The 14,356-nt window shown below is 67.9% G+C and carries 13 protein-coding genes; 5 read left to right on the forward strand and 8 right to left on the reverse strand.

Going from position 1 to position 14,356, the window contains the following annotated elements:
- Positions 1-67: 67 nt before the first annotated feature.
- Positions 68-1,648: a PGF-CTERM sorting domain-containing protein gene (locus NGM10_RS02225; protein WP_253481351.1), complete on the reverse strand. Its 1,581-nt coding sequence runs from the start codon at positions 1,646-1,648 to the stop codon at positions 68-70.
- Between the two features lie 107 nt (positions 1,649-1,755).
- Here NGM10_RS02225 and NGM10_RS02230 point away from each other — a divergent pair, with 107 nt between their 5' ends.
- The 4 genes from NGM10_RS02230 (at position 1,756) to NGM10_RS02245 (ending at position 5,729) form a co-directional block, all read left to right on the forward strand.
- On the forward strand, positions 1,756-2,376 hold the full coding sequence (locus NGM10_RS02230) for a DUF8114 family protein (RefSeq protein WP_253481353.1): 621 nt from the start codon (positions 1,756-1,758) through the stop codon (positions 2,374-2,376).
- The gene (locus tag NGM10_RS02235; protein ID WP_253481355.1) at positions 2,373-3,092 is read left to right on the forward strand and encodes an RNA methyltransferase; all 720 of its coding nucleotides are present in this window, start codon (positions 2,373-2,375) and stop codon (positions 3,090-3,092) included. Before NGM10_RS02230 ends, NGM10_RS02235 begins: the two co-directional genes overlap by 4 nt.
- Positions 3,093-3,254: 162 nt before the next feature.
- Complete coding sequence (locus NGM10_RS02240) at positions 3,255-4,103, forward strand: phosphatase PAP2 family protein (RefSeq protein WP_253481357.1); 849 nt, start codon at positions 3,255-3,257, stop codon at positions 4,101-4,103.
- An 84-nt stretch (positions 4,104-4,187) separates the two neighbouring features.
- A complete protein-coding gene (locus tag NGM10_RS02245) occupies positions 4,188-5,729 on the forward strand; it encodes a globin-coupled sensor protein (RefSeq protein ID WP_253481359.1) in 1,542 nt (513 codons plus the stop codon).
- A 136-nt stretch (positions 5,730-5,865) separates the two neighbouring features.
- Here NGM10_RS02245 and gatE read toward each other — a convergent pair whose 3' ends face one another.
- From gatE to NGM10_RS02260, 3 genes are all read right to left on the reverse strand, one after another.
- The gene (gene gatE, locus NGM10_RS02250; protein WP_253481361.1) at positions 5,866-7,737 is read right to left on the reverse strand and encodes a Glu-tRNA(Gln) amidotransferase subunit GatE; all 1,872 of its coding nucleotides are present in this window, start codon (positions 7,735-7,737) and stop codon (positions 5,866-5,868) included.
- A gap of 55 nt (positions 7,738-7,792) precedes the next feature.
- Entirely contained in the window at positions 7,793-8,080 is a 288-nt protein-coding gene (locus NGM10_RS02255) for a hypothetical protein (RefSeq protein WP_253481364.1), read from the reverse strand.
- Positions 8,081-8,313: 233 nt separating this feature from the next.
- Entirely contained in the window at positions 8,314-8,556 is a 243-nt protein-coding gene (locus NGM10_RS02260) for a hypothetical protein (protein ID WP_253481367.1), read from the reverse strand.
- A gap of 143 nt (positions 8,557-8,699) precedes the next feature.
- Between NGM10_RS02260 and NGM10_RS02265 the strand changes: the two genes are divergently transcribed.
- Positions 8,700-9,422 carry a hypothetical protein gene (locus NGM10_RS02265; protein WP_253481370.1) on the forward strand — a complete coding sequence of 241 codons (723 nt, stop codon included), beginning with the start codon at positions 8,700-8,702 and terminating at the stop codon, positions 9,420-9,422.
- 6 nt (positions 9,423-9,428) lie between these two features.
- On the opposite strand, the gene NGM10_RS02270 is transcribed toward NGM10_RS02265, so the two are convergent.
- The 4 genes from NGM10_RS02270 to NGM10_RS02285 all read right to left on the reverse strand — a co-directional run bounded on the left by NGM10_RS02270 (position 9,429) and on the right by NGM10_RS02285 (position 14,300).
- Complete coding sequence (locus NGM10_RS02270; protein ID WP_253481371.1) at positions 9,429-10,994, reverse strand: PH domain-containing protein; 1,566 nt, start codon at positions 10,992-10,994, stop codon at positions 9,429-9,431.
- Positions 10,991-11,455, reverse strand: a complete 465-nt coding sequence (locus tag NGM10_RS02275; RefSeq protein WP_253481372.1) for a PH domain-containing protein — start codon at positions 11,453-11,455, stop codon at positions 10,991-10,993. The genes NGM10_RS02270 and NGM10_RS02275 overlap by 4 nt, the downstream gene beginning before the upstream one ends.
- 71 nt (positions 11,456-11,526) lie before the next feature.
- Complete coding sequence (locus NGM10_RS02280; RefSeq protein WP_253481373.1) at positions 11,527-11,913, reverse strand: hypothetical protein; 387 nt, start codon at positions 11,911-11,913, stop codon at positions 11,527-11,529.
- Between the two features lie 977 nt (positions 11,914-12,890).
- Positions 12,891-14,300: a class II fumarate hydratase gene (locus tag NGM10_RS02285; protein ID WP_253481374.1), complete on the reverse strand. Its 1,410-nt coding sequence runs from the start codon at positions 14,298-14,300 to the stop codon at positions 12,891-12,893.
- Positions 14,301-14,356 lie beyond the last annotated feature (56 nt).

Below are 14,356 nucleotides of genomic sequence, written 5' to 3' on the forward strand. Positions count from 1 at the left end.
ATAGGCGTGGACCGAGAGATAAAAAGGAAGTCGCTTCGCGTCGGTCGGCGCTCGCACCGCCTCCGCGCTACCGTCCGGCCCCGCCTCGACGCCGCGCCAGCGCGAGTGCAACGATGACCGCCACGAGCGCCGCGGAACCGGTGAATCCGGGCTGTGACGCCTCGTTGCTGTCGTCGGCCTCTGCGGTCTCGTCGAAAGCCGTCGTCTCGGTGGGATTGGTCTCGGTGTCGGGTTCGGAGGTTGCGGTCTCGGTGTCGGGCTCTGAAGTTGCGGTCTCGGTGTCGGGTGACGACGTAGCTGAAGTCTTCGTCTGGGCCTCTTCCGTCGTTTCGGTCGCGGTCGTGGTCTCGGTGGTCGTGGTCGCAGTCGTAGTCGCGGTGGTCGTGGTCGCAGTCGTAGTCGCGGTGGTCGTAGTCTCGGTCGTGGTCTCGGTGGTCGTGGTCGCAGTCGTAGTCGCGGTGGTCGTGGTCTCGGTCGTCGTGGTCTCGGTCGTCGTGGTCGCAGTCGTCGTCTCGGTGGTCGTCGTCTCGGTGGTCGTCGTGGTCGGTGCGCCCTCGGTGAAGGATATCGACCAGTCCTCGGATTCGGTCCCGACGCTGTCGCTTTCGAGTTCGACGTAGAGGAAGCCGGTCTCATCGGCGGTCGCGCTCTCGGTAATCCTCTCCTGCGATTCGCCGCTCAAGGTGGTCGCCCCGCCCGGCCAGTAGATGTTCCCGACGATGTCATGGCCCTGCGCTTTCTCCAGCGCCGTGGTCACCGTGTCGCCCTTCTGGACCGGCAATCGCATGTAGTCGGTGTCGTCCCAGCTACTTATCGCGCCCGAGTGAGTTCCCGTCCCCACCTCGGTGGCGTCCTCCTCTTTGTCGGGCCACTCGTCAACGTCCTTCGTCCGGTCCAGCGTGACCGACCAGTCCTCGGACTCGGTCTCGACGCTGTCGCTTTCGAGTTCGACGTAGAAGTAGCCTTCCTCCTCGATGGTCGCCTTCTCGGTGTCTTCGGACTTGTCCTCGCCGCTCAGAGAGGTCGCCCCGCCCGGCCAGTAGATGGATCCGGTGATGTCGTGGCCCTGTGCTTTCTCCAGCGTCGCGGTCACCGTGTCGTCCTCGTCGACGGGCATCCGCATGTAATCGGTGTCGTCCCAGCTGTTGACCGACCCCTCGTGAGTTCCCGGCCCGACTTCGATTGCGTTCTCCTCGTGGTTGGGCCACTCGTCTGCGCCCTCGTTCCGGTCGAGCGTCACCGACCAGTCCTCGGGGAAGTCTTCGTCGGACTCGCTGTGGAGTTCGACGTAAAAGTATCCGTCCTCATCGACGGTCGCCTTCTCGGTGTCCTCGGTCTTCGCTTCGCCCTCCAGTGAAGTCGCGCCGCCCGGCCAGTAGATGCTTCCGATGACGTCGTCGCCTTGGGCTTTCTCCAAGGTCGCAGTCACCGTGTCGCCCTTCTCGACGGGCATCTTGATGTAGTCGGTGTCGTCGGAGCTATCGATGGACCCCTCGTGAGTTCCGGGGCCGACCTCCGCCGCGTCTTCTTCGTCGTCGGGCCACTCGTCGTCGGCGGTCGCGATGCCGACGCCGAACGGAATCGCCCCGACGAGGAGCATTCCGACGACGGCCAGCACCAGAACGCTCGATTTGAATCCTCGTTCCATATCGTTGGTGATACTTATATAGTTCAGATATATCAAGTCACTGGATTCGGCAGAGTTCCGACCGCAAGCGCGCTCTTTTTCACCCCCGAAACGCTACTCCCGACCGTATGGGCAAGGTCAGCATCGGGCTTCGCGGCTGGCGCTTCGAGGAGGACGAGGTGTTCGACGACGACGGGGCGTTCAAGCCGCTCGACGAGATTCCGGACGACCCGCGAAAGCGACTCCTCCGCCTCCAGACGCTGGTCGGGTCGCCGTGCGACGCCTGCTGGCTTATCCACGGCGACGAGAACCTCCGCGAGTGCAACGTCTCGGAGGTCGTCTACGGCGAACCCCTCTCGGAGGTCACCCTCTGTCGGGACCACGAGACCGACTTCCTCTACTGGTTCCTCGAAGCGGGCGGCGACCGATACAAGGGCGAGGACGAGCTTCAGGACGCGTTTCACGAGTGGTTCCTCGACGGCGGCCGCGCGCCCGAGGGGTACGGCGGCATCGAACACGTCGAGACCGACCCCGACGACATCCCGGAGCCGCCGGAGGCAGACCCCGGGGCGCACGACATCGAGCGCCCGGACCGCGAGCGCGAGCGCATCGACCTCCGGAACATGGAGGTCACCACGGTGGGCGGCGAGGACGACGAGAGCGACGGGGACGGGGACGACGAGAACGGCCGCGAGGAACTCGACCTCGACGACGCCGACCTCGACCTGAATCAGGAGTACCCCTCGTGAAACCCGCAGTCGCCGTCGTGGAGCCGAAGACGCCCGGCAACATCGGCACCATCGCCCGGGCGATGAAGAACTTCGGCATGCACGACCTCAAGCTGGTCGACCCGCCGGAGTTCGGCCGCGACAGCGAGGCCTACGGCTACGCCGGGCAGGCCCGCGAGGACGTGCTCCCCAACTACGACGAGGTCACCTTCGACGAACTCGTCGCGAACTACCACACCGTCGGCTGTACCGCCACGACCAACGAGGACGCCCGCAAGCACCGCCGGTTCCCGTTCAAGACGCCCGCCGAACTCGCCGACAGTCTCCGGGACGTTCGGGCCGACACCGTCCTGATATTCGGCCGCGAGGACAACGGGCTGACCAACGACGAAATGGCCCGCGTCGACGAGGTGTGCTCGATTCCCGCGAGCGCCGACTACTCCTCGCTGAATCTGGGGCAGGCCGCGACCGTGACCCTCTACGAGCTCCGCGAGCTGACCGTCGAGGAGACCCAACACCCCGACGTGGCCCGCGAGCGCGCCGACGAGGCCGAAATCGAGGGGCTCTACGACCACTTCGGGGAGTTCCTCGACGCGGTCGACCACCCGCCCGAGAAGCGCGAGAAGACCCTCCGACTCGCCCGCCGACTCGTCGGCCGCGCCCACCCGACCGGCCGGGAGGTCCGGACCCTCCGGGGGGTCCTCCGGCGCGCCATGTACCACGCCGAGGACGACTGAGCCCGCGGTCGGGAGGTCGGAGGCTCGGGGACCCGAAGACCCGAAGACCCGAAGGAAGACCGCGGTCGGGGCCCGCGGCGGGGCCGCGGGCCCCGACCGGGTCTCCTCGCCGCCCGAACGGTTTTACCGATTCGCGGAGAATTCCCCCGCACGAGAGTCGACATGTTCCCGGTCGGAGAGTCGAGCACGGCGGTCTCCTCGCTGGCGCTGGGTGTCCAGTTCAACCTTCTAGTCGCAGTCCCGACCGTCGCCGCCCTGCTCGCGGGAAAGCGGGTGTTCATCCCGGACCAGCGACTCGGGACCCTGTTCGCGGAGTTCGTCCGGAGCGACTGGAAGTACCTCGGCGCGGCGGCCGCCGTCACACAGGTCGTGAACGCGCTCGCGTTGCACTTCCACGCCCCGCGGACGTTCACCGGCGCGGTGTACGCGGTCGAGGGCGCGACGGTCGCGGCCTTTCAGGCGGTCGCGACCCCGCCGCTGACCTACGTCGCCACCGTAATCTACCTCGTGGGGTTCCCGTTCATCGTCCTGCTCACCTACTTCGTGCTGAAGGCCCGCGCCGAGGAGGAGGCTCGCCGGTACGCGCTGGCGTACGTCCTGACGGTGGTCTCGTCGGTCCCCTTCTTCCTGTTGTTCCCGGTGAAGGTGTCGTCGCTGTACCTCTCGGGGGTCGAACCGCTGATGTACCAGCTCAGCCCGGCCATCCGGTACGGCATCTACGGCACCGACACGCTGGTGAAGGCGTTCCCGAGCCTCCACACCGGGCTGTCGGTGCTGGCGGCGCTGTACGCCCGAAAGGCCGACGCCGGATACGCCAGGGCGATGGCGGCGCTGGCGTTCGCCATCGTCCTCTCGACGCTGTATCTGGGAATCCACTGGCTGGCAGACGCAGCGTTCGCGGGACTGCTCGTGGCGGGCGCGTACCTGGTCTCCCAGCGCGTCGCCGAGCCGCGGTGGACCGCCATCTTCCGCGAGGCGGTCGCGGGCGTGCGCCGGTACGCGTGGCCGTGACGCTCCGATGCGCGGTCGTGACGCTCCGTAGCGTAGCCGTCGCTCTGACGCGACAGCCGGACTGCCGGACCGCGGTTTTCACGGGTGATAATCTACAACGGCGTTAAGTACGGGACGTTCGTTCTGCGAATCATGGACGGCGCGGCGACGGATGGCGAATTCGCGGAGCGTATCGACGGTGAGTCGCTTCTCTCGGACCTCGACGTCGACGAGGACGAGATCGACTGGCGAAAGGAGTTCACGAACTTCGACGAGAGCGACGCCGAGCGGCTGTCGGGACTGTCCGATCAGTTCGCGTCCGTCGCCGACGACGCCGTCGAGGAGTTCTACGACCACCTGACCGACTACGACGAGACGAAGGCGGTGCTCGACCGCTCGACTCGAACCGTCGACCAACTCAAGCGGACGCAGGCGGAGTACCTCGTCTCGCTCGGCGACGGCGAGTACGGCCCGGAACACTTCGCGGACCGCGCCCGCATCGGCAAGATACACGACATGCTCGACATGCCGATGAAACACTATCTGGGGGCGTACATGCTCTACTACAACATCCTCGTTCCGCGGATCGCCGACCGGGCCATCGAGCGGGCCGCGAGCAGGGTCGGCGACGACGCCGCCGAGGTCGTCCGCGAGGAGTTCGAAGACGGTATCGAGGACATCCTCTCGCTGTTGCGGATAACGAACCTCGACATGCAGATGGTCACGGACACGTACATCCACTCGTACAGCGAGCAGATACGCGAGACCAACGCGGAGATGCAGTCGCTCCAGCGGGGCATCTCCGAGGAGGTTCACCGGGACCTCGACGACCTCTCGTCGTCGGCCGAGGACGTCGCCGCCAGCACCGAGTCCATCCGCGACCTGACCGACGAGCAGGCGGTCGACGTGGACGAAATCGCAGCCGAGACCGAGAACATGAGCGCGACCGTCGAGGAGATCGCCGCGAGCGCCGAGGAGGTCGAGCAGACGAGTCGCCGCGCCATGGAACTCGCCGAGGACGGCCAAGAGACCGCGAGCAACGCGATGGACGCCATGTCCGACATCGACGACGCACGGGGGGACGTGACCGACGACATGACCGACCTCCAGGAGACGGTCACCGAGATCGACGATGTCGTCGACGTCATCGACGACATCGCCGAGCAGACCAACCTGCTCGCGCTGAACGCCTCCATCGAGGCGGCCCGCGCGGGCGAGGCGGGCGACGGCTTCGCGGTCGTCGCCGAGGAGGTCAAGGCGCTCGCCGAGCAGTCGAAACAGCAGGCCAGCGAGATAGAGGGGATGGTCGACGACATCCACGCGAGTACCGGCGACACCGTCGAGAGCCTCGAACGCACCGAGCGACGCGTCCAGCAGGGAATCGAGAACGTCGAACGCGCGATGGAGACCCTCCGGGACATCGTCACGGCGGTCGAGGAGACGGTCAACGGCATCGAGGAGGTCGCCCAGGCGACCGACGAGCAGGCCGTGACCGCCGAGCAGGTGTCGGCGATGGTCGACGAGGTCTCACGTCACGCCAACGACATCGCCCGGGAGGTCTCGGCGGTCGCGACTGCGACCGAAGAGCAGGCCGAACACATCGGACAGATAGAGTCGTCGGTCGACAGACTCGCCGACGGAAGCTGACGCGCGACTCGGAGTTCGACGTCGGCCGCCGTCTCCTCGCCCGAGAGCGCGGCGTGGCCGTCGTCGAGGAGCGGGACGGACACCGCGCCGCCGAGCCCGTCCGGAACCTCGAACTCGCTCCGCCCGACCAAACGCCTCAGGCCCGCTTCTGTATCTCCTCGCGGAGGACCTCGCTCACGAGGTCGCCGTCGGCCTTGCCGCCGAGTGCGCCCATGCACTCGCCCATCAGCGCGGAAAACGCCTGCATACCCTCCTCTTCGACCTGCTCGGCGTTTCGCTCGACGACCTCCGCGACCGCCTCCCGGACCTCCTCGTCGCCCGCGCTCCCGAGGCCCTCGCGCTCGACGGCCTCCGCCGCGGTGAGGTCGGGGTTCTCCGCGAGGACGGTCAGTATCTCGCCGACGTTGCCCTTCGCGGTCTCGCCAGCCGCGACCAGTTCGAGAGTGTCGAGGACGTGGTCGTCGGTGAGGTCCTCGACCGGCACGTCGTCGCGCCGGAGTTCGGTGACGGTGCTCTCGACCGTCCCCGCCGCGAGCGTGGGATCGACGCCGAGGTCCTCGACCGCCTCCTCGAACAGCGCCATTCGCTTGCCGTAGGCGACCTGCTCGGCGAGTCCGGAGTCGAGACCGTACTCGCTCTGGTAGCGCTCGGCCTTCTCGGTCAGGAGCTCGGGCGTCTCGACCGCGGTCGGGTCGGGGTCGACAGGCGGCACGTCGGTCTCGGGGTACATCCGGGCCGCGCCCGGGAGGGGCCGGAGGTAGCGGGTGGTGCCGTCCTCGTTCGCGCCGCGGGTCTCCTCGGGGACTCCGTCGAGCGCGGTCTCGGCGCGCTCGGCGGCCGCCTCGATGGCGAGGTCGGCGGTCTCGGGGTCGGCCGCGACGATGGCGACCGCGTCGGTCTCGCCCGCGCCGACGGCTTCGCGGAGGTCGGTCACTTCGTCTTCGGTCACGCCGTAGGCCGGGAGTTCGTCGGTGTGGAAGATGCCGCCCGCGCCGTGGCGCTTGGCGTGGTCCGAGAGCTCGGTGCCGAGGCGGCGGTCGGGCTGGATTTCGGCACCCACGAGTCCGTCGAAGCCGTAGAGGGGGACCGCCGTCACCTTCCCGCCGGAGTCGAGCGCGCCGCGGATGACTCCCGAGTCGGTGTCGGCGAAGACCTCGGTCACGTCGGCCACCTCGCCGACCTCGGCGTCGCGCTCGCGGAGGTCGTCCCGAATTTCGAGCAGTCGGACCTGTCGGTGGACCTCGTTTCGAACGAGGTCGTCGATGTCGTCGAGGCTCTGGACGCCCTTGACCTCGACGCGCGCGCCCTCCGCGATGGAGATGTTCACGTCCTGACGGATGGTGCCGAGCCCGCGCTTGACCCGACCGGTCGAGCGCAGGAGCATCCCGATGGTCTCGGCGGCCTCGCGGGCCTGCTCGGGCGAGCGGATGTCGGGCTTGGTGCCGATCTCCACGAGCGGGATGCCGAGCCGGTCGAGGCTGTAGAGGACGCCGTCCTCGCGCTCCTCGACGCGCTGGGCGCTCTCCTCTTCGAGCATCAGGTCCTCGATTCCCACCGACCCCTCGGAGGTGTCGATTTCGCCGTCGGTCGCCATCAGGGTCGAGCGCTGGAACCCCGAGGTGTTCGAGCCGTCGACGACGATCTTTCGCATGACGTGGGCCTGATCGACCGCGTCCATGTCGAGCAGTTGGGCGATTTCGAGGACGACCTCCTGGGCCTCCTCGTCGAGTCGGTGGGGCGGTTCGTCGTCCTCCTCGACAAGGCAGGTCGAGTCGTACGCGAGGTACTCGAACTCGCGGTCGACCTGACTCTCTTCGAGGGCGGCCTCGTCGATCTCGCCGAGTTCGCTCTTGGTCGGGTGGAGGTATCGGGTGAACCGGCGCTCCGCATCCTCGGGTTCGCGGAGTTCGGTCGGACAGCCGCAGAACAGCTTGGTCTCGGTGTCGAGCTGTTGGTGGATTTCGAGGCCAGCCACGAGGCCGAGGTCCTCGTAGTCGTGTCGGGTCATTACCCGCCACTCCGAGCGCGAGGAGTAAAAAACCGTTCAGTCTCGTTCGGGACCGTTACGGTTCGAGTTCGCCGCCGCCACCGCCGCCGTCGTCGTCGTCACCGCCGCCGCCTCCGCCCGCGTCGAGTTCGAAGAAGAGCCCGCCGTCGAGACTGGGTTCGAGTTCGCCGCCGCCGCCACCGCCGTCATCGTCGTCACCGCCACCGCCGTCGAGGCATTCGCAATTGGTGCCCGCGTCGAGCGTCGTTGGATTCTGCTCCAGCGCCGAGACAGGCGACGACGCCAGTCCGACGGCGAGGAGCGCGACCGATACGACGAACAGGAGCTTGCGTGTTCGTGTCATGGTGAAGCGTCCACCTCGAATCGCGATTCGAGCGTGGGGTAAGTAATCATATCTCACGGACTCATATAATTTTTGTCCAAAAGGTAGTGTTATCTATATGTCGTCGCCCGCGGAGCGCCCCTCGGCCGTTCCGGCACGCCGCGTTACCGGGCGTCATCGCGTCCGAGTCCGTCGCGACCACCCCGACCACCCCGACCACCCCGACCACCCCGACCGCGCTCGGGTCCCGGCGCTCACTCGAAGATTTTGTCCTTCTCGCGCGACCGGGACCGACCGCCGCCCGACCCGCCACCGCCCCTGAGCTTCGAGACCGCGAGGTACGCCAGGTACAGCAGGACCCCGAGGACGAGGACCGAGACGACCGCCTCGACGAGGAACGAGACGATACCGAAGACGATGCTCAGGACCTCCAGCGCGACCACGACGCCGACGAGCAACAGCACGGCCAGACCGCCGTAGCGAAGCCACTTGTTCATACCCGGTAGTTGTGAGGCCTCCATCATGAGTGTTTGCACCTACCGAACCTCCGGCGTTCGAGACCCCGACGCCGGACGCGAGAACCGAGGTCACCACGCCGCTGTCCCCGGAATTTATATCAGTCGTCTGTGAACGCCCGCGCATGGGACCGGAGGGCGCGACCCCGGGAGCGAGCGAGCGCGTCCACGTCCGGCGGCTCGACGTGGCCGACACGCTCCGGTGGTCGTGGTACGCGCTGACCGACCGCCCCGAGCTCGCGGCGCTCACGCTCGCGGTCCAGTCGCTCTCGGTGGTGACGACGCTCGGCATCTCCGGCGAGTCGGCAACCGACGCCCCCGCGATAGCCGACTGGGTCTGGCCCGTCTCCGTGGGCTACCTCCTCGCGCTCGCGGCCGCGTGGGGGGTCTACTTCCTGACCGCCGCCGACGCGGTGGCCGAGGGGTCGCGGGCGCGCTCGCTCAGCGAGCGCGCCCGCATCGCCGCGAGACGCCTGCCCGCGCTGGCGGTCGCGGCGGTGGCGGTGTGGCTGGCGGTCTGGGTCGGTGTGGCCCTGTTCGTGGTTCCGGGCATCTATCTGTTCGTCCGACTCGTGTTGGTCTACCCGGCCTGCGTCGTCGACCGGAAGGGACCGCTCTCCGGACTGACCGCGGGCTGGCGCGCCTCGCGAGGGTCGGGCTGGAAGATATTCGGCGTCACCGCGGCGTACGTCGTCCTCACGTACGGGTCCGGCATCCTGACGGGGCTGTTCGGCGGGACTTCGAGCGTCCTCGGTAGCGCCGTCAGCGCCGTCTTCGGGTCGGTGCTGGGGCCCGTGTACGGTCTCGCGCTCGGCCACCTCTACCTCGAAGCCAGCAGGAACACCTGATCCGAATCACTCGCGCTCGGTGGGTTCACCGTCTTCGTCTTGGTCGTCCTCCTTCGCTCCCTTCGCACGACGACCCCTCGCCCGTCGGTCGGCCCGACGCGCGGCGAGCCGGTCCTGTAATCGCTGGCCCACCAGCTCGCGGAGCGCCGCGGCGTCGTCGGCGTCCAGATCGACCGCGGTGGCGTCCCGACCGCCGAACCCGGCGGAACTCGCGGTGTCCACCACGACGCTCGCGAGGTCCCTGCGGCGCTGGAACGGCGACTGGGACTGGATGACGGTCTGGACCCGGTCGTACGCCACTATCGTGGTCGACCTGCGCCAGAAGCCGTTGCGGGTCACGACGTACCGGTCGCCAGCGTCGTACCCCCGATTGACCCACGTCAGGTGGGCCGCGACCGGCGTGAGGGGGACGAGCGCGAGCGCGAGGTACCACTGGTCGGGCCACCCGACGACCGCCCGCGCCCCGAACAGGACCCCCGCGAGCGCTGCCAGCGCGATGGCGTACCGGGCGACGTACCGGGTTCTCGCGCGCTCGGGCGGTCGAGAGAACTCCGGCGGGTCGAAGGGTTCGACCTCCCGGGCGAGGTCGAACACGCGCTCGCGGGTCGCCAGCGGAATCGCGGCCTCCGACCCGCCCGAGGGCGACTGGCCGGGCGCGTAGCCCGCGGTCTCGACCGAGAGCGCGGCGTAGCCGAACCGCCGCATCGGGAGGTTCTCCGAGACGGTGAGCGCCTGCACCTTCTCCAATGGAATCGAGCCGTCGTAGCGCTGGAGGAGCCCGCGCTCGTACCGGAGTTCGTCGCCGATTCGGGTCAGCCGGAAGCCGTAGTAGCGCGCGAACGCCACGGCCGCACCGATGGCCCACAGCGCGACCGCGAGCATCCCCACCAGCATCACGCCGCCGACCACCGCGAGGTCGGCGAGACCGGGTACCGCCGGAAGCGCGACCGGGCCGAACGCCAGCAGCGAGAGGTATCGCAGGTCGAACGAGAGGGCGCTCAGAATCGCCAACTCGGTCGCCGAGAGTTCGAACAGGAGTTCCTCGCGGTCGGCGAGGCGGCCCTCGCCGACCGCGCTCTCGCCCTCGCCCTCGGCGTCGTCCCCGACCTCGCGGTCGGACCGGGTTGCGTCGCGTTTCAGGCGCTGTATCTCGCGCTGGAGGCGCTTTGCCTCGTCGTAGCCCACGTATCGGAGGCTGGCCTCGGTCTCGCCGCCCCCGGCCGTTTCGAGGTCGAGCGCCGCGAGACCGAGCGCGCGCTGGACCACGTTCCGCGAGATGTCGACGTTCTGGACCCGCCGGAGCGGAATCTCGCGGTGGCGACGCGACACCACGCCCGACGCGATGTCGAGGCCCTCGTCGGTGAGCTCGTACTCGAACCGCCGGTAGTAGGCGACCTGCCACGCCACGGTGGCGGCCACGCCAGCGAGCGCGGCCCCGACGAGGAACGGTCCGGTCAACTCGGGGACCGCGCCGGTCCCCGACAGCGTCAGTCCGAGGAAGACGAAGGTCGAAGCGACGCTGAGCCCGCGCGAGACCGCCCTGTACGGGACCGAGAGGGGATGGAGCTTCATACCGCGTCGAAGTCGCCTTCGCTCTCGATAGCGAGGCTCCGCAACTGTTCCTGCAACGCGTCGGCGCGCTCGGGCGTCAGCCCCGGAATCGAGACGTCCGCGCCCCGCGACCCGGCGGTGTAGACCACCACGCTCGACAGCCCCACCGCGCGCTCGACGGGACCCCGCTGGGTGTCGACGTGCTGGACCCGGACGAACGGGACGACCGTGTTCACCCTGGTCAGGACGCCGCGTTCGAGGTAGAGGTCGTCGTCGCGCACCTCGAACCGCCAGATTCTGTACCTGAAGACGGCGTGAACAACGCCGAGGGCGAAAACGACCGCGCCGACCGCGATTCCGACCCAGTCGGGGAACTCGAAGACGAGTCGACCGGCGACGACCACGACGACCCCGAGCAACGTCGCCGACACGAGTCGGCCGACCACCCAGACCAGGCGGACGCGAGGGTTCAGCACTTCCATGCGGGAAGGAAGTATCCGAACCCCGAAAAGTTCTCGGTCGCGGGCGCGCTCGTTCGCCAGTCGGGTCGGTCCTAGAACGCGTCGGCGATTCGGCGACGCACGCTCTCGGCGGTCCCGGCGTTCTCCTTCGACTCGTCGCGCTCGAAGCGCGCGAGCGCGTCGGTGACGACATCGACCTCCGCGCGGGACAACGCTATCTCCTCGGTGTCGTCCGGGTCGTCGTCGCCGAAGACGGCGTCGTCGTCGATCCAACCCCCTTCGTCTCCGGCCGCGGTCTCGTCGGTCCCCGTCTCGCGGTACTGGTCGAAACCGAACTCGGACGCGAGGCGGTCCTGGACGTTCTGGAGGCGCTCCCCTCGGTCGGGGGAGGCGGTCATCTCCTCGTCGGACAGCGCGGCGACGACCACGCGGGCTTCGTTCCTCGTCATGCGGAAGTTCGCAGTGTTTCGGTCGGCCATACCCTAGAGAGACGGTGCTCTCCCTGAAACGCGTGACGGGCGTTTCGAAAGCCAGTATTTAGATTCGGAATCAAACGCAGGGACGAATCTACACCCTCGACCCGGCGCGCGCGAGGAACGCGCGCGAGGGACGAGTAACGCAGCGAAGCGAGTAACGCAGGAGGCTGGGGAGGACGAGGTGCGGTTTCCTATGTACCGGGAGTAGCTAGCTCTTCTGACTTTCCGTTGATTGAGAACGGTTCTTTGTAGAAATCCCTCGCTCGCTACGAACCGTCTCACGAGACGGAACGACGAACACCCAGAAAGCCCCCGCCCGCTCGCTACGAACCGTCTGCGAAGACCCCACGACGAACACCCAGAAAGCCCCGCCCGCTCGCTACGAATCGTCTCACGAGACGGAACGACGAACACCCAGAAAGCCCCGCCCGCTCGCTACGAACCGTCTGCGAAGACCCCACGACGAACACCCAGAAAGCCCCGCCCGCTCGCTACGAATCGTCTCACGAGACGGAACGACGAACACCCAGAAAGCCCCGCCCGCTCGCTACGAATCGTCTCACGAGACGGAACGACGAACACCCAGAAAGCCCCACCCGCTCGCTACGAACCGTCTGCGAAGACCCCACGACGAACACCCAGAAAGCCCCCGCCCGCTCGCGGTCGCTGTGCGGGATATCCGGGCCTCTCAGCAACGCCCGGCCCGGATAGTTGCCCGCACAGACGACCACGTAAACGCGAGCGGGCGGCCCCTTTCAGTCCCACCCCGTGGTCTGCGTCACCGGGCGATTCACGGTGGTCTGCGTCACCGAGCGATTCCCGCCGGATGTGTCACCGAGCGATTCCCGCCGGATGTGTCACCGAGCGATTCCCGCCGGATGCGTCACCGGGCGATTCACGGTGGTCTGCGTCACCGAGCGCGATTCCGCCAACCGCGACTGTCTCGGTGCGGGCGGAAAAACGAAGCGACCGACGCGATTTCAGTCGTCGCTACCCAGAATCCCGCGGTGGGTCATCGCCTCGGGGTCGATGACCTCCTCGGCCTCCTCCTCGCTGAGGTAGCCCTTCTCGACCACGACCTCCCGGACGGTCTTGCCCTCCTTCAGGGCGGCCTTCGCGGCCTTGCTCGCCTTGTCGTAGCCGATGTGGGGGTTCAGGGCGGTCGCGAGCGCCATGCTCTGTTCGACCTGCGCCTCGCAGTGGTCCTCGTTGGCCTCCAGCTTGGCGACGAACTTCTCGGCGAACACCTCCGCCGAGTTGGCGAGGAGTTCGGCCGACTGGAGGAAGTTGTGGGCGAGGACGGGCTTGTAGAGGTTGAGGTCGATTTGCCCCTCCGCCGCGCCCGCGCTCACGGCGGCGTCGTTGCCCACGACCTGCTTGTGGACCTGATTGACCGCCTCGGCGACCACGGGGTTGATCTTGCCGGGCATGATGGAGCTCCCGGGCTGGTTCTCGGGCTGTTCGATCTCGCCGAGGCCGTTGCGCGGACCCGACGCGAGCAGGCGGAGGTCGTTTGCGATTTTGTTGAGCGACCCCGCGACGGTGCGGAGCGCGCCGTGGGCCTCCGACATGGCGTCGTGGGCGGCCTGGGCCTCGAAGTGGTCGTCGGCCTCGCGGAACGAGACGCCGGTCTCCTCGGAGATGTACTCTGCGGCCTTCTCCGGGAACTCGGGATGGGTGTTCAGACCCGTCCCCACGGCGGTCCCGCCCAGCGCGAGCTCCGAGAGGTGGTCGCGGACGTAGTCGAGGCGCGCCAGTCCCTTCTCGACCTGCGTCCGGTAGCCGCCGAACTCCTGTCCGAGGCGCACGGGCGTGGCGTCCTGCAGGTGGGTCCGGCCGGTCTTGACCACGCCGTCGAACTCCTCGGCCTTCTCGTCGAGCGCCTCACGGAGCGTGTCGAGCGCGGGCAGGAGGTCCTTCTCGACGGCTTCGAGGCTCGCGACGTGCATCGCGGTCGGAATCACGTCGTTGCTGGACTGGCCGAAGTTGACGTGGTCGTTAGGGTGGATTTCGCGCGTGCCGAGTTCGCCGCCGTATATCTCGGTCGCGCGGTTGGCGATGACCTCGTTGGCGTTCATGTTCGAGGAGGTCCCCGACCCGGTCTGGAACACGTCGACGGGGAACTGGTCGTCGTGGTCGCCCGCGATGACCTCGTCGGCGGCCTCGACGATGGCGTCGGCCTTCTCGTCGGGGACCAGTCCGAGGTCGCGGTTGGCCTGCGCGGCGGCCTTCTTGACGACCCCGAGCGCGCGCACGAACCGCCGCCCGAACGTGATGCCCGAGATGGGGAAGTTCTCGACCGCGCGCTGGGTCTGTGCGCCCCAGTAGGCGTCAGCGGGCACTTGCATCTCACCGAGACTGTCCTCCTCCGTTCGGAACTCGTCGGACATGCCCGGAACTCGACGCTCGCGGAAAGTAAACCCCGCGGAAGGCCGGTCGCCGACGG

It is taken from the genome of Halorussus salilacus (genome assembly GCF_024138125.1).
Taxonomy (GTDB): Archaea; Halobacteriota; Halobacteria; order Halobacteriales; family Haladaptataceae; genus Halorussus; species Halorussus salilacus.